The organism is Flavobacterium paronense (assembly GCF_030409795.1).
GTDB lineage: Bacteria > Bacteroidota > Bacteroidia > Flavobacteriales > Flavobacteriaceae > Flavobacterium > Flavobacterium paronense.
This window is the reverse complement of record NZ_JAUFQN010000019.1, coordinates 324,207-349,518: the sequence shown is the minus strand read 5'-3', so window position 1 is coordinate 349,518 and position 25,312 is coordinate 324,207. Positions and strand designations below refer to the sequence as shown.

19 protein-coding genes are annotated in these 25,312 nt (G+C 38.0%); 10 read left to right on the top strand and 9 right to left on the bottom strand.

The genetic code is table 11. The annotated features are described in order from the left end of the window. Positions 1-52: 52 nt before the first annotated feature. Positions 53-1,597, top strand: a complete 1,545-nt coding sequence (locus tag QWY90_RS03175; protein ID WP_290284395.1) for a hypothetical protein — start codon at positions 53-55, stop codon at positions 1,595-1,597. A 102-nt stretch (positions 1,598-1,699) separates the two neighbouring features. Continuing rightward, positions 1,700-2,773: a serine hydrolase domain-containing protein gene (locus QWY90_RS03170; RefSeq protein ID WP_290284394.1), complete on the top strand. Its 1,074-nt coding sequence runs from the start codon at positions 1,700-1,702 to the stop codon at positions 2,771-2,773. Positions 2,774-2,870: 97 nt separating this feature from the next. On the opposite strand, the gene QWY90_RS03165 is transcribed toward QWY90_RS03170, so the two are convergent. Beyond that, complete coding sequence (locus QWY90_RS03165; protein ID WP_290284393.1) at positions 2,871-5,657, bottom strand: outer membrane beta-barrel protein; 2,787 nt, start codon at positions 5,655-5,657, stop codon at positions 2,871-2,873. A 235-nt stretch (positions 5,658-5,892) separates the two neighbouring features. Between QWY90_RS03165 and QWY90_RS03160 the strand changes: the two genes are divergently transcribed. Further along, entirely contained in the window at positions 5,893-6,447 is a 555-nt protein-coding gene (locus QWY90_RS03160; RefSeq protein ID WP_290284392.1) for an REP-associated tyrosine transposase, read from the top strand. Between the two features lie 66 nt (positions 6,448-6,513). Here QWY90_RS03160 and der read toward each other — a convergent pair whose 3' ends face one another. Beyond that, entirely contained in the window at positions 6,514-7,824 is a 1,311-nt protein-coding gene (der, locus tag QWY90_RS03155; RefSeq protein ID WP_290284391.1) for a ribosome biogenesis GTPase Der, read from the bottom strand. Positions 7,825-7,917: 93 nt separating this feature from the next. Between der and QWY90_RS03150 the strand changes: the two genes are divergently transcribed. After that, positions 7,918-8,421, top strand: coding sequence for a hypothetical protein (locus tag QWY90_RS03150; RefSeq protein WP_290284390.1), 504 nt, complete (start codon positions 7,918-7,920; stop codon positions 8,419-8,421). Positions 8,422-8,476: 55 nt separating this feature from the next. Here the strand turns inward: QWY90_RS03150 and era are convergent, their stop codons facing one another. Beyond that, positions 8,477-9,361 (bottom strand): GTPase Era, encoded by an 885-nt coding sequence (gene era / locus QWY90_RS03145; RefSeq protein ID WP_290284389.1) that lies wholly within the window; start codon positions 9,359-9,361, stop codon positions 8,477-8,479. A 337-nt stretch (positions 9,362-9,698) separates the two neighbouring features. Between era and QWY90_RS03140 the strand changes: the two genes are divergently transcribed. The 6 genes from QWY90_RS03140 (at position 9,699) to QWY90_RS03115 (ending at position 19,009) form a co-directional block, all read left to right on the top strand. Further along, on the top strand, positions 9,699-10,580 hold the full coding sequence (locus QWY90_RS03140; RefSeq protein ID WP_290284388.1) for a UDP-2,3-diacylglucosamine diphosphatase: 882 nt from the start codon (positions 9,699-9,701) through the stop codon (positions 10,578-10,580). After that, on the top strand, positions 10,580-11,620 hold the full coding sequence (locus QWY90_RS03135; protein WP_290284387.1) for a glycosyltransferase family protein: 1,041 nt from the start codon (positions 10,580-10,582) through the stop codon (positions 11,618-11,620). The genes QWY90_RS03140 and QWY90_RS03135 overlap by 1 nt, the downstream gene beginning before the upstream one ends. 3 nt (positions 11,621-11,623) lie before the next feature. Further along, positions 11,624-12,982, top strand: coding sequence for a GH1 family beta-glucosidase (locus QWY90_RS03130; protein WP_290284386.1), 1,359 nt, complete (start codon positions 11,624-11,626; stop codon positions 12,980-12,982). 81 nt (positions 12,983-13,063) lie between these two features. Further along, positions 13,064-13,990, top strand: a complete 927-nt coding sequence (locus QWY90_RS03125; RefSeq protein ID WP_290284385.1) for a PfkB family carbohydrate kinase — start codon at positions 13,064-13,066, stop codon at positions 13,988-13,990. Continuing rightward, on the top strand, positions 13,983-14,885 hold the full coding sequence (locus QWY90_RS03120; protein WP_290284384.1) for a pseudouridine-5'-phosphate glycosidase: 903 nt from the start codon (positions 13,983-13,985) through the stop codon (positions 14,883-14,885). The genes QWY90_RS03125 and QWY90_RS03120 overlap by 8 nt, the downstream gene beginning before the upstream one ends. A gap of 878 nt (positions 14,886-15,763) precedes the next feature. After that, complete coding sequence (locus tag QWY90_RS03115) at positions 15,764-19,009, top strand: CehA/McbA family metallohydrolase (RefSeq protein WP_290284383.1); 3,246 nt, start codon at positions 15,764-15,766, stop codon at positions 19,007-19,009. A gap of 417 nt (positions 19,010-19,426) precedes the next feature. On the opposite strand, the gene QWY90_RS03110 is transcribed toward QWY90_RS03115, so the two are convergent. The 6 genes from QWY90_RS03110 to QWY90_RS03085 form a co-directional block, all read right to left on the bottom strand. Continuing rightward, positions 19,427-20,380: a Fic family protein gene (locus tag QWY90_RS03110; RefSeq protein WP_290284382.1), complete on the bottom strand. Its 954-nt coding sequence runs from the start codon at positions 20,378-20,380 to the stop codon at positions 19,427-19,429. A 477-nt stretch (positions 20,381-20,857) separates the two neighbouring features. Next, complete coding sequence (locus QWY90_RS03105; protein ID WP_290284381.1) at positions 20,858-22,453, bottom strand: ice-binding family protein; 1,596 nt, start codon at positions 22,451-22,453, stop codon at positions 20,858-20,860. A gap of 479 nt (positions 22,454-22,932) precedes the next feature. After that, on the bottom strand, positions 22,933-23,103 hold the full coding sequence (locus tag QWY90_RS03100; RefSeq protein WP_290284380.1) for a hypothetical protein: 171 nt from the start codon (positions 23,101-23,103) through the stop codon (positions 22,933-22,935). A 60-nt stretch (positions 23,104-23,163) separates the two neighbouring features. Beyond that, positions 23,164-23,703 carry a DUF6934 family protein gene (locus QWY90_RS03095; protein WP_290284379.1) on the bottom strand — a complete coding sequence of 180 codons (540 nt, stop codon included), beginning with the start codon at positions 23,701-23,703 and terminating at the stop codon, positions 23,164-23,166. Positions 23,704-23,880: 177 nt separating this feature from the next. After that, positions 23,881-24,315, bottom strand: a complete 435-nt coding sequence (locus QWY90_RS03090) for a hypothetical protein (protein ID WP_290284378.1) — start codon at positions 24,313-24,315, stop codon at positions 23,881-23,883. Between the two features lie 225 nt (positions 24,316-24,540). After that, the gene (locus tag QWY90_RS03085; protein ID WP_290284377.1) at positions 24,541-25,227 is read right to left on the bottom strand and encodes a nuclease-related domain-containing protein; all 687 of its coding nucleotides are present in this window, start codon (positions 25,225-25,227) and stop codon (positions 24,541-24,543) included. Positions 25,228-25,312 lie beyond the last annotated feature (85 nt).

The window sequence follows — 25,312 nt, the reverse complement described above, 5'->3', positions numbered from 1 at the left end:
TATTATTCTTTTAAAGCGCTGATTTAGTTTATATTACAATCCTATTTTTACGATGGCAAACCAATCAAAAGATAATTTATTTGTGCTTATTTCATCCCTTTCTAAATCAGAAAAGCGGCAATTTAAACTATATGTTAATCGATTAGGCGATAATGAAGATGCCAAATTTTTGCAGCTTTTTACCTTATTGGATAAAATGAAAAGTTATGATGAAGAGGAAATCCTAAAAAGTAAAATTGTAACCAAACAGCAGCTTTCCAATCTAAAAGCGCATTTATACAAACAAATTCTCATTAGTTTGCGGATGAATCCTATCAATCAAAATATCAGGATTCAAATTCGGGAACAACTTGATTTTGCTACTATTTTATATCAAAAAGGATTGTACAAACAAAGCTTAAAAATCCTTGATAAAGCCAAAGGAATTGCACTTGAACATGATGAAAAAAACATTGCTTTTGAAATCGTCGAGTTAGAAAAAATAATAGAATCGCAATATATCACCCGAAGCATTGCCAGTCGGGCTGATGAACTCACTATTGAAGCGATGGGTTTGAGCAAACAAAATGTAATTGCCAGTAAACTATCCAATTTATCCTTACAACTGTACAGCATTATGCTGAAAAGCGGTTATGCCAAAAGTGATGCTGAAATGCAGGAAATCACCACCTATTTTAATGATAAAATGCCCAAATACCAATATGAAAATTTGGGATTCAGAGAAAAATTATGGTTGTATAAAGCCCATTTGTGGCATAGTTTTTTGATTCAAGATTTTCTTTCTTGTTATAAATATTCGAGTAAATGGGTGGCTCTTTTTGATGAAAACCCACAAATGATTTCATTAAATCCGGTTTGGTATATTAAAGGAAACAGCTACCTATTGGAATGTTTGTATCTGATAAAACACAAATCTTATATGAAAGATGTTTTAGAGCGATTGAAACAAACTATTGCTTTAGATTCTTTTCCGAAAAACGACAATCTTAGTTCCTTATATTTTCTGTGTTATTATAACAGCAAATTAAATTTGCATTTCCTGGAAGGCGATTTTGAAGGCGGCATGTATTTGGTGGAGGAACTTTTGAAAAACATTAAGAAAAACGAAGACCGAATTGACGAGCATCATATTATGGTTTTTTATTATAAAATTGCCTGTCTTTATTTTGGTGCCGGCAACAATAAAAAATGCATCGAATATTTGAAGAAAATAATCGAAAACAAAAACCTAACCATGCGTGAAGATTTACTCTGTTTCGCTCGTGTGCTTAGCGTCATTGCTCACTTTGAAGCCGGAATGGATTATCGTTTAGAAGTGCAATTGAAAAATACGTATGCTTTTCTAATCAAAATGAATGAACTTCATGAAGTGCAACGGGAAATGATTAAATTCTTAAAAAATTTAGAAAACATTTACCCCAATCAACTCAAAGCAGAATTCATAAAACTGCATGAAAGATTGCTTGTTTATGAAAACCATCCTTACGAAAAAAGAGCCTTTTTATATTTGGATATTATTTCTTGGTTGGAAAGCAAAATCGAGAACAAACCGGTAGCTTTAATTATTCAGGAGAAGGCGAAGAAATTGATTCGATAAATTTTAAAACCACATAGAAACATAGTAAAAAGAGTTTAAAACACCCAATTATTTACACATATAACTATGTTGTCTGCTATATTAGTGTGACCCTTACAAATTATGAAGAGACTTTTTACGACTTTATTTTTCTTGACAATTTTCTTTGCTGTAAGTGGACAAACATCAACTGATTTTGCGGATAGCATCAGAATAAAATACAAAATTCCAGAGCTTGCATTTGCAGTTGTTTCAGCAGATACAATTTTTGAATTGCAGACTTTGGGTGTACAAAGAATTAACACAGACTTTAAAGCAAAACCTGATGACAGGTTTCATATTGGTTCAAATACAAAAGCAATTACTGCTTTCATTTCTGCTTTGCTTGTAGCACAAGGACAAATAAAATGGGATACAAAATTTCTAGACTTGTTTCCAGAATTAAAAGAAAAAAGCAGAAAAGAATATCAAGACATTACGTTGCAGGATTTGCTAACATTTAGAGGAACATTGCCAGCCTACACCTATACTTTTGATAAGCCAACAAAGAGACAAATCAAAGGCGACGATGCAGCGCAACGTTTTCAACTTGCAAAATATTTTCTTTCTCAAAAACCTATGCAAATTGAAAATGGTTTGACTCCTTCAAACGCTGATTATATTTTAGCTGGACTAATGCTTGAAAAAGTAAGCAAAAAGTCTTTCAAAGAATTGGTTACAGACTTTGGCAAGACACTAGGGATTGTTTTTGGTTTTGACTATCCAAACTTGACGGACACGTTGCAACCTTGGGGACACGACATAAATTTAAAACCTTTACCTCCGTTTGACAATTACAAATTAAATTGGCTTTTATCCGCAGGCAACATCAATGTTAGTTTGACCGACTACATAAAATTTATTCAACTACAACTGAAAGGACTTAAAGGACAAACAAAAATCCTTTCATCGCAAACTTTTGAAAAATTACTTTATGGTTTGCCCACATTCTCATTTGGTTGGTTTAACAAATTTGACACATTGACTAATCATCACATTGCATACAATGAAGGAAATGCAGGAGCATTTATAACTCGAGTACAAATTATAAAAGAGACGGGCAAAGCATTTATCATTTTTACAAATTCAGCTTCGACAGAAACAAGTGAAGGAGTAACTATTATAATTGAACACCTCAAAAAGAAATACAGCAAGTAAATGAGTTTTGGCAATCTAACTATAATTTACTATTCTAAATGAAATGCCTTTTTCAACTTCATTGTAACTATGTTTCTATGTGTTTAAAAAAATAAAATTAATCCAATATCATAATCCCACCTTCCCCTTTTTTCTTCCCAGCAAACTTCTCTAGTTTATACGTTAAAGAAAACATCACATAACGCTTTAAAACATTATTCTCAGAATCGATTATAGAAGTAGATGTAATTCGTCTGGTAGTGTTCTGATTTTGATTAAGCATATCATATACTTTTACTTTGGCCAACAACTGGTCTTTAAAAAAGTTATATCCAACACTGGTATTCCACAGGTAAAAATCTTTCTTGTAACCATCCGCGATATTCGAGTTGTACGTGTACCCAAAATCATTACCTACAACAAAATGTTTCGGGAAATAAGAAGTAACCTCTATTTTTCCTTTGTGTAAAAAGTTTTTAGCATTACCTATGACGTAATTCTTATAATCGGTATTTGTATAGGTATACGTATAACTTGGTGCAATTGTAATTAAATTATCAATACTCCAAGTTAAACTAACTTTGGGACTCGTTCGGAAATTTCTAGATTCAAACAATACTGCATTGGTCAAACCCTGATCATAATTGTAATTAAGGTCTAATCCAAATCCAAAACGCAAGGTTCTTTTTTCTTTTTTAAACGATTTGCTCCAGTTTCCTCCTAAATAAGCACCATAAGTTAAATCGACATTTTCATAGGTTGTAACCGATTTAAAATTGGCATCATATACTGTTGAAGACACCACAGCATCATTTCTAAAATCAATCCCTGTGTAAAAGAAATAGCCCGATCTGTTTGAATAATCATAATTATTAAAATTAAAATACAAATTGTGTATTTGAGTAGGCTTCAAGTTTTCATTTCCAATAAGGGTATTTAACGGATTGGATAAATTTTCAAAAGGCAAAACCTGACTTGCTTCGGGTAATGCTACTTCATAATTATAATTGGCATATATCGATTTTGATTTTCCAATGTCGTAATTCAAATAGCTTTTTACCTTTGGATAAACATAATTTTTATTTCTGTTAGTGACTGTTCCAATATAATTGGATTGGGCATCAAAAGAAATAAATTGAGGGCCGATATTAATTCTCCCGTTGATTTTTGCTTTGTCTAAAATTAAACCTGTTGATGGAAAATAAGACAACTCTTTAGAATTTACCAAATTTGATTGTGCAGAATTGAAATCGGAATAGTCATTAGTCCCAGTATCAAAATCGAATGTGTTTAAAGAATTCTTAATTCGGTTATAGGCAACTTCAGAGGTCAAACTCAATCGAAGCGAATCGGTTAAAGGTTCTCCATAACGCACTTCAACTGTGTACTTATTATTTTTTTGGTTGGCAAAGTTATTCTGCTTCCGAATATCATCGGGTGTGGCATCTGCAAAAAGCGTAGTAGAATTGGTGTTTTGAAAACTATCATTCTTCCCAATTTCGGTATTAAAATTAATTACCAAAGCTCTTCGTTTCTTCTTGAATTTTTTTACAAAACTGGCTTCTGTACTAAAGTTAGTATTTTCGTTTTCACCAATATCATTGTTGGAACTGCTGTTTAATTCAGCTAACGACTCATCCCTTGTGACTTGTGATTTTGTAAATCGGTTTCGGAAAAGTGACTTTGAAAATTTAGGAGCTATCGTAATTGTTGAAGTTGAGTCGAGTGCAATTTCATAATCTAAACTTACATTATGACTATTGTTAAATGTTTTTGTAAATGAATTGGAGTTGGTAAACGTTTTTCCTGTTGGCAATAAATTGGTTTTATCCGTTCGATTGTTGTTTTCTGTTTCAGCATTGGAGAAAAAATAATTTCCACTAACATCCGTCTTTTTTGACCATTTATCTTGGTAGTTTACTCCAACTAAATTAGATTGAGTAATACCGTCACCACTTCCCCCAAATCGCATATTATTGACTCCAAAACTACCGTTTTCATCATCATAGTAAACCGAGCTGTTGCGGCCACCACCCATATTATCAAATATTTCATCCATAGAGAAACCTACGGAATTAATATTATTGGAAGAAGCCAAAACACTTATCTTCCGTTCTCCTTTGAAATAATTCAATAACAAACTCGATTCATACCGTTTATCTGAACCATAACCGCCCACTATTTTACCAAAAAAACCTTTGTTTTTATCTTCCTGAATAGTAAGGTTAATCGTTTTATCTTTTGAACTGGCATTATCGCCGGTTAATTCTTCCGCCTTGGTTTTTGTATCTACAACTTGAACCTTATCAATGATTTCGGCAGGGAGATTTTGAGTAGCAATTTTTCCGTCCTTGCCAAAGAACGGTTTGCCATTTACCAAAATATTGTTGACTTCTTTTCCGTTGACGGTAATCTTACCATCGGGTGAAATCTCGACACCGGGCAGTTGTTTCAAAAGCGCTTCCACATTGGCATCGGCACCAACTTTAAACGAAGCCGCATTGAACTCTAAAGTATCTTTTTTAATTCGGATGGGTGGAATCTCCGATTTGACTACTACTTCATCTAAAGAATTCACAAATTCTTTCATGGCAATCGTACCAAAATCTTTATCCTCAGCTATTGAAGGAAGTTGAATTTTAGTTTCCTGATAACTGATATAAGAAACTTTTAGGAAAATAGGCTGATTGATTTTCTTACTCTTAAAATCAAAATTCCCAAGTTTGTTGGTGATAGTATAATCGACAACAGAAGAATCTTTGACAGCCGTAAGATAAACAGTCGCAGATTCAATGGGCAATTTTGTTGTTTCGTCAACAACTTTCCCTTTTAGTGAAACTGTTTTTTGGGCAAAAGCAAAAGTGCTTATAAAAATAAAGCAAATTAGGACGAGAGATTTTGGCATAAAAAAATAGCGGTTAATATTACAAAGAATAATAACGGCTAATTTCTCATTTTATTATTTAAAGCAAAAATTCTTACGGAACTTTAACACTTGTCTTATTTCTCTCTGATATAAATATCTATCGGATAGCGCGGATTGATAGCGCGGATTTGCAATCCGTGCTTTTTTTAAAATGTACACTTAAACTATACCATCAGTAATTAAACTTATTTTAGTTTTGTTATAAACTACTATAATGTCAACCAAATATAAAGCAACTACAACTGAAGAAGCCTATTTTATTACTATAACTGTAGTTGGTTGGATTGATGTGTTTACGCGCTTAAATCAAAAATATAATATCGTTAATGCACTAAAGTATTGTCAACAAAATAAGGGATTAGAGATTTATGCCTATTGTATTATGGGAAGCCATATTCATTTAGTGTGTAAAGCTACAGAAGGTTTTATACTTTCTGATGTCATTAGAGATTTTAAAAAGTTTACTTCCAAAAAAATTATTAATACGATTATTGAGGAACCTGAAAGCAGAAGAGAATGGATGCTTGACTATTTTTATAAAGCTTGTGAGCATTTGAAAAGAAATCAGCAATATAAAGTTTGGCAAGATGGTTATCATGCCGAATTTGTAGAAAGTAATTGGTTTATTAAACAAAAAGTGTTTTACATACACAATAATCCTGTGGCCGAAAAGATAGTTGCATTTTCGGAAGATTATTATTTTAGTTCAGCACGAAATTATGCTGGATTGGATAATGAATTAGATGTTATTCTTTTAGATTTGTTTTAGATATAGTTTAGCACGGATTGCAAATCCGCGCTATCAATCCGCGCTATCTATCCGCGCTATCAATCTTTATTTCTCTCTGATATAAATATCTATCGGAACTCCAGAGAAATCCCAGTTTTCACGAATTTTATTTTCTAAGAAACGTTTATAGGCTTCCTGAACGTATTGCGGTAAGTTAGCAAAAAACACAAACTGTGGCGTTGGTGTTGGCAACTGCATGCAGTATTTAATCTTCACATATTTTCCTTTCAACGCTGGTGGCGGATGGTTTTCAATTAATTTCAACATAAAGTCGTTGAATTTTGAGGTTGGAATACGTTGTTTTCTGTTTTCAAAAACCTGTACCGTAGTTTCCAATGCCTTTAGCAAACGTTGTTTTGTCAACGCTGATACAAACAAAATCGGCACATCGGTAAATGGTTTTAACTCTTCCCGTATTTTGGCTTCATAATCTCGGGTTGACATCGTGTCTTTCTCAACCAAATCCCATTTGTTTACCAAAATTACTATACCTTTTCTGTTCTTTTCGGCCAACCAAAAAATACTTTGATCTTGTCCTTCAAAACCGCGGGTAGCATCAATCAGTAATATAATCACATCCGAATGTTCAATGGCTCTAACGGAACGCATTACCGAATAAAACTCTAAATCTTCTTTTACTTTGGCTTTACGTCGGATTCCGGCGGTATCCACTAAATTGAATTCAAATCCGAAACGGTTGTATTTGGTATCAATAGAATCTCGCGTTGTCCCGGCAATATCGGTAACCACGAATCTGTCTTCTCCAATTAAAGCATTGATGAAGGATGATTTTCCAGCGTTAGGTCTGCCTACAACACAAAATCTAGGCAAAGCAGCTTCTTCTTCGGTTACTTCTGGCAATTCCGGTAACACTCTTACTAATTCATCTAGTAATTCTCCGGTTCCGCTTCCGCTGATGCTGGCGATGGTAAAATATTCGCCTAAGCCTAAATTATAAAACTCAATAGCGTCTTTTTCACGCATGGCATTATCTACTTTGTTAACCGCCAATAAAATTGGCTTGGTCACTTTCCTAAGTAATTTGGCAACCTCAGCATCCATAGGTGTAATACCTTCTTCTACATCAACCACAAAAATAATAGCATCCGCTTCATCAATTGCTAATTCAACCTGACGTCGTATTTCACTTTCAAATATATCATCTGAACCTTTGATATAACCACCGGTGTCAATTACCGAAAACTCTTTTCCGTTCCACTCACTCTTTCCATAATTACGGTCACGCGTAACACCACTAACCGAGTCAACAATAGCTTCTCTCCTCTTTATTAATCGATTAAAAAAAGTAGATTTCCCTACGTTTGGTCTTCCTACTATGGCTACTATATTATTCATGCGGTTTTTAAATTTGGTGCAAAGGTAGTATTAATGAATACAATATCAATTTTTTTCTTAACTTAGTATGTAATAATCAACCCTTTTTGTGCTATGGAAACACATAATGACATTCGATTACGACCACGATTTTATAAAGATATTGATGAAAATATTGACATCGTAAGACAGAAGTTTGTTGCTTATGCCAAGAAGCTACCACCCGGATTTTTAATAAAAATAAGACCCAATCACATTCAGTTTACCATTCAGGGCGAAAACCAAAGATATTGGTCACCTCATCTATCTATTGAATTGGAAGAAAAACAAGGGAACGAAAAAAACGCCACTCATATTCGGGGTTTATTTGGACCGGCTCAAACCCTGTGGACATTCTTCGTGTTTCTGCACTTTATTATCGCCGGAATATTTTTGGTTTTTTCGATGTTTGCCTACTCCAATTGGATGCTGCATCAACCCATTAAAGGCGATCTTATGGTGATTACCTTAATGGTCATTTGTTGGATATTGTTGTATTTTATTGGAAGACAAACCCGCGCCAATGGCTACGGGCAAATGGAAGAATTAGAAAAGGAGTTTTATAAGATAATTGAGTAGCAAAATCTTGCTTCTTGTCTCTTGCTTCTTGCTTCTTGTCTCTTGCTTCTTTGTTCTACTTTTGATTATACCCAAAACGTCTCAACTGAAACGCATTACTTCTCCAATCCTTATTCACTTTTACATACAATTCAATATGGATTTGCTTTCCGAAGAACTTTTCTAAATCGGCTCTTGATTGCATACCAACATTTTTTAAAGCACCGCCTTTGTGACCAATGATGATTCCTTTTTGGGTGTCGCGTTCGACCATAATTACAGAGCGTATTCGAATGATAGTCTCATCTTCTATAAATTCTTCTGTTTCAATTTCAACTGCGTAGGGTATTTCTTTTTCGTAGTTCAACAATATTTTTTCACGAATGGTTTCGTTAACAAAAAAGCGTTCCGGTTTATCAGTCAATGTATCTTTTGGATAATAGGCTGGCGATACGGGAAGCAATTCTAATATTCGGGCAAAGACTTCTTTCACATTAAAGTTTTCTAAAGCCGAAATTGGGTAGATTTCTGCATTGGGCACTTTTTCTTTCCACAAGGCGATTTGCTCTTCTAACTGTTCCTGATTGGATTTGTCAATCTTATTCAACAGCAACAAAACCGGAATCTTAGCATGTATGATTTTATTAAAAAAGTCTTCATCCTTTAGTTCCTTCTCACCTATTTCTACCATATAAAGCAAGACATCGGCATCTTCGAAGGCAGATTTTACAAAATCCATCATCGATTTCTGCATCTCGTATGCGGGTTTAATAATTCCCGGTGTATCTGATAAGATTACCTGAAAGTCATCGCCGTTTACTATTCCCAATATTCTGTGGCGTGTAGTTTGTGCCTTAGAGGTAATGATAGACAAACGTTCTCCAACGAAGGCATTCATTAAGGTTGATTTTCCAACGTTTGGGTTTCCGATGATATTAACGAATCCTGCTTTGTGTTCCATGATAATTTATTTGCTCGGCAAAGATAGGTTTTTTAGATGGTTAGATTGTTAGACTTCTTAGATTGTTAGATGATTGAATTAACGACAAACTGCTCAACCATACCTTAACTGTAACTTAACTATTTGGAAACCCTTTATTTTTAAAGTAGCTTTTACCTTTGTGTGTAATTTTTAGCTTAAACTATATCAGCTTCGTACTAAAATATTTCAAATCAATCTTTAGTGTGGTGTTTTTTAATGACACTGCCAGGATAAATACCCTCCAAATTACTTTCCTGTTTCTCACTCTTATACTAACCTACTGCTTTAGTTTTTAAAGTGGTCAAATCTGATTGTTATGCCTAAAACTAAAAAAAGAAAAGTCGATTTAGTAGTGCTTTCTGATATTCATTTAGGAACTTATGGCTGTCACAGCAAGGAGTTGCTGAATTATATGAACAGTATAAAACCAAAAGTGGTGGTGTTGAATGGCGACATTATCGACATGTGGCAATTCAGCAAAAGATACTGGCCGAAGTCGCACATGCAGGTTATCCATAAAATTATAAATTGGGTAAGTAAAGGAGTTAAGGTCTATTACATAACGGGAAACCACGACGAGATGCTCCGCAAGTTTGCCGGTTTTAAAATGGGAAATCTGACCATTGAGAACAAGTTGATTTTGGATTTAGATGGCAAAAAGACATGGATATTTCACGGCGATGTATTCGATGTTACGATGCAACATTCTAAATGGTTAACCCGATTAGGGTCTCATGGCTATGATTTGCTTATTCTGATTAATGCCGCCTGCAATTGGTTTTTAACCAAAATGGGGAAAGGGAAAATTTCGCTATCCAAAAACATCAAAGACAGTGTGAAGAGTGCTGTCAAATTTATCAATGATTTCGAAAAGACAGCCGCGGATATTGCTATTTCCAATGGGTATGATTATGTTTTATGCGGACACATCCACCAGCCTGAAATGAAAACCATCAAAAACCAACACGGTCAGGTAGAATATCTGAATTCGGGTGACTGGATTGAAAACCTAACCGCATTGGAATACAACAACAAAGCATGGTCACTTTATAAATACAACCCGATAGCATTCCAAAAAAACAGTGAGGATAATACAGATGATGAATTGGTTTTAATGGAAAACCAGCAAATATTCAATCAGATGCTTGGTGGCTTTTTACAGAACAATGCTATTGTTACACCTATCAATTTTAAATAATGAAAATATTATACGGCGTGCAGGGCACCGGAAACGGTCACATTACCAGAGCTATGGAAATCATCCCTTACTTACAGCAAAAAGGGGAAGTCGATATTTTGGTCAGTGGTATTCAGTCGGATATTGAACTGCCCTTTGAAGTAAAATACCGCTTTAACGGACTCTCCTTCATCTTTGGTAAAAAAGGCGGTGTGGATTATTGGAAAACATTCGTGAAAATGAATTCCATGAAATTGCTAAAGGAGATAAAGAAAATAGATGTCAAAGCCTACGATTTAATCATCAGCGATTTTGAACCCGTAACGTGTTGGGCCGCCCTAAAAGCAAAAAAAGTTTGCATCGGACTAAGCAATCAGGTTGTTACTATGCATCCTTTAGCACCAAAACCAAAGAAAATGGATGTCATAGGCAAACTGGTTTTACAAAACTATGCGCCCACCACTTATAATTACGGCTTTCATTTTAAACGCTTAGACGGGACCGTTTTTACACCCATTATCAGAAAAGAAGTGCGCCAGTTGATACCAACCAACGATGGGCATTATACCGTTTACCTACCGTCTTATGATGACAAGCAAATTATCAAACAATTGCACAAGCTCGACACCGTAAAGTGGCAGGTATTTTCTAAGCACAACAAAGAAGCGATACATTTGGATAATATTACTATAGTTCCCATTCAAGCCGATTTATTCCTAAAAAGCTTGGCGTCCGCCAAAGGGGTTTTGTGCAATGCCGGTTTTGGAACCCCAAGTGAAGCACTCTTCTTAAAAAAGAAAGTAATGGTAATTCCAATGAAAAAGCAAATAGAGCAATTTTGCAATGCCGAAATGCTTAAGGAAATGGGGGTCGCCGTAATCAAAAAACTCAATGGCGATAACCTGCCTAAAATTCAAAAGTGGCTGGAAGATGACACTATAGTAACCGTTGATTATCCCGACAATACGGAAGAAATAGTGAACCTTATCACAGAAAATCACGCCGGAGATAAGAAAATAGATACCCAGCATGAGTCTACTAACTACAATTTATTTCAATAACGAATGAGCGACAAACCGTTATCTAAAAAAGATTTTGGAGCTGATTTTTTATGGGGTGTTTCCTCCTCTGCACTGCAAACAGAAGGGGCACATGATGCCGACGGAAAAGGGTTGTCTATTTGGGATGTGTTTGTGACAAAACCCAAAAAGATACTAAACCATGATACTCATTTTGTAGCGGCCGACTTTTACCATAACTATAAAACAGACATCGCACTACTCAAACAAATGGGCATTCCTAATTATAGGTTTTCGCTATCGTGGCCGCGTATTATTCCGAATGGTACCGGAACGGTCAATCAGGCGGGTTTGGATTTTTATCACAACATAATTGACTGCTGTATCGAGAACGGCATAGAACCTTTTGTCACCCTCTACCATTGGGATTTACCGCAGGAGTTAGAATACAAAGGAGGTTGGACGAACCGGGAAATAGTACAATGGTTTGAGGAATATGTCAAAGTATGTGCGAATGCTTTTAAAGATAAAGTGCGCTATTGGATGGTCCTAAACGAACCTATGGTATTTACCGGCGGTGGTTATTTCTTAGGAATTCATGCTCCGGGGAAAAAGGGATTCGATAATTTTATTCCGGCAATGCATCATGCGGTTTTATGTCAGGCTGTTGGATTTAATACCATTAAGGCAATACTACCCGAAGCACAAGTAGGTACTACTTTTTCCTGTTCTTATATAACACCTTATTCTGCTTCTGAAAAAGATAAAAAGGCTGCCATTAGGGTTGATGCGCTGCTTAACCGCCTTTTTATTGAACCCTCCCTAGGATTGGGCTACCCAATAGCTAGTCTTCCGTTTCTTAAAAAGGTAAAAAAATACCAGCTCCCCGAAGACGAAGCCCTTATGAAAGTAACCTTTGATTTTATTGGGATACAAAACTACACCCGAGAGGTAGTTGCCTATTCTATTTTCACACCCTATATCAATGCCAGAATAATTCCGGCCGATAAACGCAAAGTATTTTACACCGCCATGGATTGGGAAGTATATCCCGAAGCCATCTATGAAATGATTCGCCTATTCGACAATTATGAAGGGGTTAAAAAGATATTGATTACTGAAAACGGAGCCTCATTTCCTGACGAACTAATTGATGGCATTATTGATGATCACCACCGCAGGCATTTTCTAAAATCCTATTTAGAGCAGGTGTTGAGAGCAAAAAAAATAAGTGCTAAACTAGCAGGGTATTTTGTGTGGTCGCTCACCGATAATTTTGAATGGGGAGAAGGATTCAAACAGCGCTTCGGACTCATTCATGTTGACTATGACACCCAAAAACGAACGGTTAAAAACTCGGGTTGGTGGTATAAGCAGTTTTTGGAGGAGGTTGAGGAGTTGTAGGTTATAGGTTGTGGGTTGACGAGTAAACCTGACAGGTTTTAAAAACCTGTCAGGTTTCCCCTTTTTGCCTATATTTGTTTTATGTCAAAATCAATATTATGTATTGGAGCTACTTTGGTAGATGAGTTGTATTTCTGTGACGGAAGTATAGTGGCTCATTCTTCTAACCCTGCTCAGAAAACTACCAGTATTGGGGGTGTGGTGAGTAATATTGTGCAGCACTTAGCGTTGCTCGATGTTGATGTGGCGTTGCTTACTGCCTTGGGTGCTGATGCAGACGGCGACTTTATCAAAGCTTCTTTTGAGCGCATGGGTGTCGACATAAGTCAGTCGGTTACTGTGGAAGGAAGTACGGGTAAATACGTTTCTATTCTCAATCCGGATGGGAATTTGTATGTGGCGGTTTGTCAAGATATAACCGATACCACCATCACTATTCCGGTATTGGAAGCCAGAGCAAACTATCTGAAGGCATTTGACGTACTGCTTATCGATACCAATTTGGCTATCCCAACCCTACAATGGCTTATCGATTTTGCTAAAACCACTAACCAAACTTTACTCATAGAACCCGTATCGGTACCCAAAGCGGCTAAACTGGCAACTTTGAACCTCAACGGCGTGTCTATGATTACGCCTAATCAAGAGGAACTTCAATTGATGCATCCCTGGGAAATTACCGATGAACAAGAGCAAGTAAACGCTCTACTGCAAAGAGGTGTAGCAAAAATATGGCTCCGAAAAGGCAGTCTGGGTTCTGTTATTTGTCAAGAACCTACCAACACTGTTTTGGGAGTTCCTCTCATTACTATTGTTGATAGTACCGGAGCGGGTGATGCGGCACTAGCAGGCTGGTTGTTGGGATACCTGCAAGGTGAAGCTGAAATGAAATGCCTGCAATTGGGGCATACCCTAGCCTTCGAAGTCCTTAAAAAGAAAGGTTCCATAGATTATACCATTACTAAAGAAAAATTATACTCACTTAAGGCTACTTATTACCATGATTAATTACATTAAAATACACCCGGAAGTACAACACGCCCTGGAAAATAACCTTCCTGTAGTGGCATTGGAATCTACCATCATCTCCCACGGAATGCCGTGGCCTCAGAATGCGATTACGGCCAAATCGGTAGAGGCTGTGGTGCGAGCACAGGGTGCGATACCTGCGACTATTGCTATTAAAGACGGCTGCTGTTTGGTGGGCTTGTCTTCGGATGATATCGATTATTTTGGTCAGACCAAAGGCGTTTGGAAGGTAAGCTTACGCGATATGCCGTATGTTATTGCCAACAAACTTCCCGGAGCAACTACTGTAGCTGCGACCATGCGGATTGCGGCTATGGCAGGCATCAGGATATTTGCCACGGGTGGCATTGGTGGTGTACATCGTGGCGCCGAAACTACTATGGACATCTCAGCCGACTTAACCGAAATGGCCCAAACCAATGTGGCTGTGGTAGCCGCCGGCGTGAAATCGATATTGGATATTGGACTTACCTTAGAGTACTTAGAAACTATGGGAGTTCCTGTAGTGACGTATGGACAGGATGAATTCCCGAGCTTTTATTCTTCTAAAAGCGGGTTTGCCTCTCCACTCCGATTGGACACGCCCCTGGCCTTTGCCCAACTCTTAAAAGCCAAATGGGATTTAGGACTCAACGGCTCGGTATTAATTGCCAATCCTATTCCGGCCAAATACGAAATGGAACCAACAGTTATAGAACAACACATCCAACAAGCCCTAGCCGATGCTGCCAAACAAAACATCAAAGGGAAAGAAGTAACGCCTTTTATCCTGCAGCATATCGCCTCACATACCCAAGGGGAAAGTCTGGAAGCAAATATAGCCTTGATTAAGAATAATGCTAAAGTGGCTTCGGAAATTGCAAAGGAGTTGTGAGTTGGTGGTTGTAGGTTTTAGGTTCGTCACTTCGAGTGATTTTTGTGGAATGCAATGGAACAAAAATAGTATCGAGAAGCTTTAGCTGAAACAACGGTTCTCGATAAATTTTTGGTAAGCACGATATCTTTTCTTTACCAAACTACGAACCAAAAACACTCGAACTGACGACCGTATAGCTGACGACGAATAAATAACCTTTCACTTACGCGAACCGTCACTTCGAGTGATTTTTTAAACTACGAACGCCAGTTCGTGGTTTAAAAAATTGACCCGAGGCTTTAGCCGAATTGAGCGAAGCTAATCGAGAAGCTTTCCATAAACAACGGTTCTCGATACATTTTTGGTAAGGACGATTTATTTTCCTAACCAAACAACATTACCAAAAACACTCGAACTGACGTATGCGGGGTCGTCACTTCGAGTGATTTTTAAAAGTGAGAACGCGAGTTCTTAGTTTTAAAAATTGTATCGAGAAGCTTAGTATGCACAACGGTTCTCGATACATTTTTGGTTGAGAAGTTATCCTTTCCTAACCAAAGTACGGAACCAAAAACACTCAAACTGACGACCGTATAGCTGACGACGAATAAATAACCTCTCTCTTACTCAATCCGTCACTTTATTTTCTCCCTTTTTCCTTGCTTCTCAACCTCAACCCCTTTTTACTATAGGTTTTTCTTATGATTATTTCTTTCCCTAAAAGCATTTCTTCGCTTTGTGAGAAAGGAAATGCATGAAAATTAACAAAAATGTAATCCAAATAGTAAAATAATGCTGATTTGTTAACAAAATGTGCATAAAACCAGATTATGCGCTGCATTTCTATTCCTTGAATAAAATATTTTTATTTCTTTTACTATAAAATATCACAATAGATGAACAAAACAGTACTATTTATAAAGCAGTTAGCATCTCTAGTTTTAGCCGTTGTATCAGTACATTCCGCTTCGGCTCAAGTCATAATCTCACAGTATTATGAAGGCACAGGAACTAACAAATGGATTGAGTTAACCAATACGGGGAATACCGCCATTAATACTGCCTCACCCCAACTAAAGTTAGGTATTTGGCTCGTAACAGGTTCTACGGGTAAAATTGCTTTTAACGGAGCAGCGACCAGCACTATTAATTTGACGGTTACTATACCTGCTTATGGTTCTGTGTTGATTGGCAATACGGGGAATGGAACTGAAATACCCTATCTAACTGCCGCAAGTGCAGCCCAAACCAGCAATACTGTTATCAACTTCACTGGGAATGATGGTATAGCGCTCTTAAATGCTTCCAATACCATTATAGACAAATTTGGTACTGGCATTAATGCTACCGATAGCAGTTATGTCCGAAATACTTCGGTGACCACACCAACAGCTACTTATACATCATCGCAATGGACTAGTGCGACTATTGCTACTGTTCAAGCAGCAGGAACTACCGACCCGAAACGGTTGGGCTACCAATTGTCGACCCCTTGTACAGCTCCGGCTAACCAAGCTACGAGCTTGACTTTTGGTTCGCCAACGAGTACATCCAACACAGGTTCTTTTACCGCTACAACGGCCAATGGGTATTTAGTGGTGTATAGTACCGCAGCATTATCGGCTAATCCAACGGATGGTACTACTTATACAGCAGGGAACACTTTAGGCAACGGAACTGTATTAAGCAGTGGCGCTTCTACGTCTTTATCCCTAAGCGGATTAACACCAGGCACTACCTATTATGTAACCGTTTTTGCCTATAATAATTTGGGCTGTAGCGGAGGGATAACCTATAAAACAACTACTCCTTTAACGGGTAGTTTTGCTACTATTGCTGCCCCTTGCGTGGCTCCGGTTAACCAAGCTACCGGCTTGACTTTTGGTTCGCCAACAAGCACTTCCAACGCAGGTTCTTTTACCGCTTCTACTGCCGATGGCTATTTAGTGGTGTATAGCGCAGCACCCTTATCGGCTAATCCAACGGATGGTACTCCCTATACTGTTGGGAATACTTTAGGCAACGGTACGGTACTAAGTAGTAGCAACGCCACTTCTTTATCCCTTAACGGATTAACACCATACACCACCTATTATATAACCGTTTTTGCCTATAACAATGTGGGGTGTAGCGGAGGGATAACCTATAAAACAGACACTCCTTTAACGGGTAGTTTTGCAACTATTGCTGCCCCTTGTGTGGCTCCGGCTGACCAACCTACTGCCTTAAGCTTTTCGGGGACTACGAGTGCCACAGCCACGGGTTCTTTTACGACCACTGCGGCTAGTGGTTATTTAGTGGCCTATAGTACCGCGGCATCCTTAACCGCTAGTCCAGCTAACGGAACTACCTATACTACTGGCGCTACTTTTGGGAATGCTACGGTGGTAAGTGCCGGAAGTACCAATACCTTTGCTGCTTCAGGTTTATCTGCCAGCACAACTTATTATTTTTATGTCTTTAGCTATAACAATACCAGCTGTAGCGGAGGCCCTGTTTATAAAACGACTGCGCCATTAACGGGTTCGGCTACTACTTTGGAAGCGCCCTTGTATTATTACTTTGGTAATTTCCACTCGCACAGTGAGTATAGTGATGGGACAGGATTGCCTTCAGGCGATTTCTCTTTTGGGGATACGGCCAACTGTATGGATTTCTTAGGCATTAGCGAACACAACCACTTGAGTGCCGGAATGTCCTTGGCCAATTATGCCTTGGGTCGCTCCCAAGCTGCTGCGGCTACTACTCCCTCTTTCGTAGCCATGTATGGCATGGAATGGGGTGTTATCTCGGGTGGAGGTCACGTAGTAGTATATGGTGTGGATAAATTAGTAGGATGGGATACGAACAATTATGATATCTATGTACCGCTGTCGACCTATACCGGAAGTACCGGATTGTTTAATGTGATCAACAGTTATAGCAGTAGTAATGCTTTTGCTACATTGGCACACCCAAACAATACCGATTATAATGGTATTATGAGTACCTATGATAGCGCTGCGGATGATGCAGTAGTAGGTTCGGCGGTAGAGAATGGCCCTTCTACCTCGCTGGATGTAACCTATACCGACCCGCCTTCATCTATGTTGTATCTTAGCTTTTACCGTAATATGTTGGCCAGAGGCTATCATTTAGGACCAACTATAGACCATGATAACCACAATGTAACCCATGGGCATACCGCCACCTCCAGAACGGTAGTTTTAGCTACAGCCTTAAACGAAAGTAGTGTGTTAAGTGCCATGCGAGCGATGCGCTTTTATGCTTCCGAGGATTGTGGGGCGTATGTAACGTTTAAAGTCAATAACAAACCTTTAGGGACGATAATGACGGCTGCCGGAGCTCCTACCATTACGGTAACGACCACCACTAGCAATCCGGTGACGTCTTTAAAAATATATTCAGGAATAGCAGGTAGTGGTACAAATGCGACTGTATTAACCAGTACTACCACGGGGTCTATTTCGTTTACCCACACGGCCTTGGCTAACTTAGCATCTCGTTACTATTATATCGACATAACCGAATCGGATGGTAAAAGAATCGTAACGGCTCCTATTTGGTATACCCGTAATGATGCTGCCCGAAAAAGTAGCATTGCTGCTGTATCAGAATTCTTAGCGATAGCCCAACCTAAAAAAGTACTTTTAAAATGGGCCACCACCCAGGAGACCAAAAACCAAAGCTATACTATAGAACGTTCGTTTGACAACATCCATTTTGAACTACTGACTACCCAAGCCGGAAAAGGAATGGCTTCAGCGAGTTATAGCGCTACAGATGAAAGTTATGCCACGGGTATGGTGTATTATCGTTTGACGCAATACGATGCACAAGGGGATGCTATTTATACCGATACCCAAAAAGTAAACCGCACTCTGGAGTCTAAGTTCCAACTCACTGTATACCCTAACCCTGTTGGTGCTACCGCTAACATTCAGTTAGAGAATACACAAGGCGAAGCGATAAACTTTAGCGTATACAACCTTTCGGGTCAGATGGTGTACCAACAAACGGTCCAATCGCAAGTAGGAGATCAGGAAGTGGTGCTGCCTATGAATGGCTTGGCCTCGGGGATTTATTTGGTAAAAGCCACTACGGATACGTATGCAGTGACGAGTAAGATTACTAAGTTGTAGGTTGTAGGTTCGTCACTTCGAGTGATTTTTGTGGAATGCAATGGAACAAAAATAGTATCGAGAAGCTTTAGTTTAAACAATGGTTATCGATATATTCTATTGACGAACTAAAGTTCGTGTACCTGAAGCCCACTGGGCTTCCTCCTCTTAATATCAACGGTTCTCGATAAATTTTTGGTAAGCACGATATCCTTTCTTTACCAAACCACGAACCAAAAACACTCGAACTGACGACTGTATAGGTGACGACGTATAAATAACCTCTCACTTACGCGAACCGTCACTTCGAGTGATTTTTGTGGAGTGCAACGGAACATAAATTGTATCGAGAAGCTTTCTATAAACAAAACCCGCAACTTATAACTCATAACTTACAACTCAACCCTAACTTACCGGCAACACTATTAGCTATAGTAATTATTTCACTATATATTTCGTTTTGTTGAGATTGCCAACACTTTCCAACCTATTCATTTCCAGTCCTTTTTTTAAATCTCTGCTTGCTGTTGCTGATGATAAATCTTTAAATATGTTCATATATTCTTTTCGGCTAAACTCTTTAATGCCGAGGTTTAAAAAGTATTCTAAACGATCGGTATCTTTTAAAACTCTGTTGTTGTAATTCAGTAAATTTTTCAATGATTTATCAATAACCCCAAGCATGTATTCAATGAAGATAGTTGAATTCCCAACTTTATCGCTTAACGCTAATGATTTATAATAGTCATCTTGGGTTTTACTGATTAAGGTTTCAAATGGTAAAAACTCAAAAACTGGATATTCAGACATCAGAATTACAGTCTGCCATAATCTACCCATTCTGCCATTGCCATCAAGGAAGGGATGGATGAATTCCATTTCGTAATGAAACACACAACTTTTTAGTAGTGTTAATTCATCCGTATCTTTCAGATATTCGAACAAATCTTTCATCAAATGCGGAACGCTGTCAAATGGCGGGGCAATGTGTTCAACGATGGTACCTTTAACTATTCCAACCCCTTCTTTTCTATATTTTCCCGCACTTTCAATTAGTCCATTCATTAACTCGAGATGTGCTTTCAAAAAGCTTTTGTCTGAAGAAAATGTATAGCTGTGTAATTTTTCATAAACTTTGATAGCATTTAGAACTTCTATAACATCTTTTTCCGGACCGATAACTCTTTTGTTTTCTATCAATGCTGTAATCTGCTCTATAGTCAAAGTGTTACCTTCCATTTTTAAAGAAGAATGAATTGTTTTGATTCTATTCTGCTTTCGCAATTGTGGTGATTGTTTGGTGAGATAATTAGCATTTACTTCTCCGATTTTTTCAGAAATAGCACGTATTAATTTTAAAATTTTCGGAGTAATGTCATAAGGAGGCTTCATTGATAGTATCATTTGATAGTATCAAAAATACTCTTTTTTTGTGAACCTCCAAATTATTGGCGCTAACTTGCCGCGGTTTTTCTACGCTGCGGTCAACAAAAAAACACTTCCCGATAGGCATCGGGATAAACCAAGATGACGACTGTATAGCTGACGACGTATAAATAACCTCTCACTTACGCGAACCGTCACTTCGAGTGATTTTTAAAAGTGAGAACGCGAGTTCTTAGTTTTAAAAATTGACCCGAGGCTTTAGCCGAATTGAGCGAAGCTAATCGAGAAGCTTTAGTTTTAACAACGGTTCTCGATAAATTTTTGGTAAGCACGATATCCTTTCTTTACCAAACTACACAACTAAAAACACTCGAACTGTTGAGCGTATATTTTCCCACTACCGACTCCATTTTCCAAAAGAAAAACCGACTGGTTTCCCAATCGGTTTTTATGTTTTAGAAAGCGTTTATTTTTATACAGCCGTTATGGTCTTGCAATAAGCTTGCCGCTTTGCAGCGTTCCATTAGTTCCGGTGAGTTTGTAATAGTACACTCCTGAAGCAAGACTCATCGGGATAACCGTTTCGTTTTGCGTTAGTGAAGTTTTCATAACCAGCATCCCCAGGGTATTGTAAATCGTAAGTTCCGCTGCACCATTATCCAAATCATTTAAAGTTATATTTAAAGAAGCAGTAAACGGATTTGGGTACAATTGCGCCCTGGTTTTTATAACATCGTTTAGCCCCAGCGTACAACCCGCTGTCATCTGAGCATTGATACCAAAAGTGGCTATTCCGCCACTTGTACTTAGGACACGCCCTTCGACCTGGGTACCTAAATTCAGTAGTACGGCTCCGTTGTTCCCTATCACGGTTCCCTTAAAGTTAGTATAATCATTCAGACTGGTGGCCCCATCAATTTTCCAGAACACATTTTTAGCCTGTGCCCCATTCTGCAATACTACAGCCGCATAGGTACTGGTGGAAAGTGCACCGACAATCCGGATTACAAATACAGCATTCGGATTATGCTGGGCGTTTAGGAAAACGGTCCCGTTCAATACCGTGGCCGCATTCATAAGATAGGTATGCGGTGTCAGCACCAGATTCTGTCCAAAAGCGGCAGGATAAAGCAGCTCTATATCGACAGGAAGGGTGCTAAGATAGGTGTATACAGTGTTCAGGTCAAAGGCACATTGTGCCGTCGATACGTCAGGGTTTGGATGTATGGTGCCGGTTACATTGGCGGCCTGAAAGCCGGTTGTAAGACCCACATTGGTTCCGATATCGCCTGTTACAAAAGAAACCCCAGTGTTGGCTACCGCTCCATTTCCTGAAAATACCGTATAGCAGGACACGGAATTCAGTGCCGGTGCAGCAGGTCCGGTAAGTACTGGCGTTCCACAACCCAGCGGTGTTACTACAGTCACTCCTGAAACCGTTACGGCTCCGGTGGTTGAAAGTGCGCGACCTTCCAAAAAGACCCCTGAATTAAGTATGATGGCAGCGTTATTGGCCACGACAGTTCCTTTCATGACGGTATTGGAGGCTAAATCTACCAGCCCTTCTATTTTCCAGAAGACGTTGCAGGCTACTGCTCCATTGGTCAGTAGGATTTGTGCTCCCGCTGCCGATGAAAACGCCCCCTGTATCTGAAAGATAAAGACGGCATTGGGATTTCCTTGTCCGTTAAGGGTTAGGGTATTATTCAGGCTGGCACTTTGTCCGATAAAATAGGTTCCGGCATTCAGTGATTGTCCGTTGCCCAGTAGTGGTGCCGGGAAAAAGTTGGGAATGGCTGCGTTTAATTGATTGTACGCAACCGTAAGGGAAGCCGCCGCATTCGCCGTAGTACCATCTGCATCATGCATGATACCGTCTACGTTTCCGAAATTGGTACTGGAACCGTTATTGGTGCCGACATTACCCGTAATATGTGACAGTCCGGTACTGCTGACCGCTCCGTTAGTTGAGAAAAGGGCAAAACCTGAAGAGGTTCCCAATACAGGTGCCTGGGCATTTGCAGCTGAAGCAAAACACAGTAAGGCCACCGAAGTTATCAATAGTAGTTGTTTTTTCATAGTATAGATTAGGGAGTAAAGCAGCCATTTAAGTACAACTGCCCGGTAAAGGTATCCTTAATAAACCCCTGACAGCCTCCAGTATCGTTTAATGCATCCTAATCTGTGAATTATGTAACTGCGGTATAAGCATTGTATAAATTACAGGCATAGCCGTAGGTAATGCACTACGTAAAAAAAGTGCTGTCTTATATACGATAGCAATAGATAACACTGCTGCTTTTTTAATTGGTTTTACTTAAGTGAGGTGGTTTTGCTACTAAATATCGTAAAAGGGAAGATTAGCTGTTGCCCGTTTTTCGATTTTTAGATTGCTTTAAGCAGGTGGATTGATAGGCTTTGTGGTAGTTATGGTTTTTGGTGGGGTAAGCACGGAATGCGCTATCTGATTCAGAAATGAGAATTGCTCGGCATTACTAAAAAAAAATCGGCTTAGATAGCGCTAAACCGATTGTTATTTATGTTATAACTATTGTATCTTAAATAGGAAGTGATTTTAATTCACTTAGCGTTTTTTTGGCTAAGGCTACTTTATCGGTAAAAAGTTCTTTACCTTTAATAGTAGCTGCTACCGTAGCGATTTTTCCTTTTGTCTTAGCAGACACAGTAATAACCTTAGAAGCTTTTAAAGTTGTTTTCTCTGTTTTCATAATGGTCTGTTTATATCTATTTAACTAAATAACAAGTATTTAATCTAAGGCAAAGTTATATTATTTTTTCTTATAAACCAATATATCATCATAATGATGATTAGGTATATATTGTACAAACGTATTGGCTTTACTTTTATTACGTCCAAAGAAAATATACGCTACACTTAAATCTTCAAAATTTTTATCTACATAATAGCGGTAAGTTTTAATTCGTCTTTGAAAGTTTTTACAATGTGCAACACATTTCTTTTTGCAGTTAGGTAAACAATGATTTATAAATTCTTCATGACTATCGCTTCCACTTACAATGATAACAGCCTCTTCATTTTTAGAAAAAAACATCGGTACTGTACTTAATACGGTATTGAATACAATACGCATATCTCCATTGTTACTATTTACATCATCTATGATAGTACCTAATGCTTCATCAAAATCGCCAAAGCCAAGATTATAAACAGTTCTTGTCCCTATTACCATTACAGGTGTATATTCTATTGCTTTGATGATTGTTTTTACACCAACACTTACAAATAAGTATTGTGTCTTTATTTCTTCATCGGTTTGCTGAGCTTGATATACCGGTAAGTTGTTCAAAGTACTGTTTTTAAAATCCTACTTCGTAAAAATAAGTAATTTTACTTACAAAAAGAAATTTGAATTAAAACCCAAAACCTACAACCATCAACTTACTCCCATCAACTTACTCCCAAAAACAGAAGACCGACAACTGACGAACCCATAACCGACAACTCATAACTCATAACTTATAACTCACAACACCTCCAACAAAACACCACTATACTTACTAACATTAATCAACCGCAAGTTCAAATCAATCTGCGTGTTTTTGCCATCTTTTTTTAAATAAGAAATCATTAGGTACAACGCCTCAATTAAGGTTTCAAGATCATACCCAACTATTCGTTTTATCTTATGATTTTCGGCTAGTTCGGGGGTTACTTTTTTTCGGGATATGGCGGCATAGGGCATTTCGTATTTTACCGCAGCGGTTAGCTCGGCTACCTCCAGCATGTCGATTATTAATAACCTGCGCTCGCGGTCTATGGGAGCCGACTTGCTTATATCGGCCAGTATTTTTTTATTGAGTTTTAACTCGGCTTTTAAGGCGCGTTTTAAAGCCGCGGCTTTGGTGGCCAGCGTGGCGCTGTCTTTGGCTAGGTCGTAGATTTCTTTGATGACACTCATGGGATTTTGATGGGTATAACTTAAGTGCGTTTGGTTTTGAAGGTAAATATAGTAAACGGATGAATTGGTTGTTGCGGGGTAACGTCACTTTAGCCTATCCCGTTATTTATACATTCGCGTCACTTCGAGTGATTTTACAAAATAAAAACGCTAGTTTTTGGTTTGTAAAATTGTATCGAGAAGCTTTAAATGAACGGAACAAAGTAAACGCCAGTTTTAGGCAGGTTAATACCCAAATCTTCGTTTAATATTTTGAATATGTTTCGCCTTAATTTCCTCGCTTTCTCCATTTAAAGCAGCTGACTTTAAAAGATTTACTACTTCTCTTTTACTAGCATATTTTGCTGGCTCATTTTGTTCTAAAATTTCATTCATTACTTTAATAGCTCTAGAAGAATTTACCAAAAATGTCCTATTCGGGACATAATCAAGATTTCTAAAACTACAGTCCCCAAAAAACACAATCATAGAATAGAAAGGAACATTTTGAAATTGAGGTAATTGTTTTTTTAAATCTTGAACATGCTTTTTATTTTGAAGTATTGGATTGTAAAAGCGATATGTCTGTCTACCATACGCTAAAACTTGCGTCCAATGAGTTTGATTTGCCAACCCGTAAATCCAGCCATTATATTTCTTTATTTCAAAAACTATTATTCCAACTTTTGTAGCAACTACCAAGTCAATTTGACAATAATGTCCACTGTCCTTTTTTAAATATAAATCATGGAAAATAGTTTGGTGTGGTATCCCTGATTTCAAAAGTTTTATAACCATTACTCTCTCCGTTCTCGTACCTCGATGTGGTTTTGTGACAGTTTTTAGTAATTTTAGATTATTTATCTCATCATATATAATCGCACTAAAGACCAGCACAAAAATAATTAATAGAAGTGTTGTAGTTGTATCCATAACTTCGGATGCCTTATTCTATAATGATTGGATTTTTGAAAACTTCTCCTAACGTGGCACGGCGTAACTCATTGGGGTGCCATTA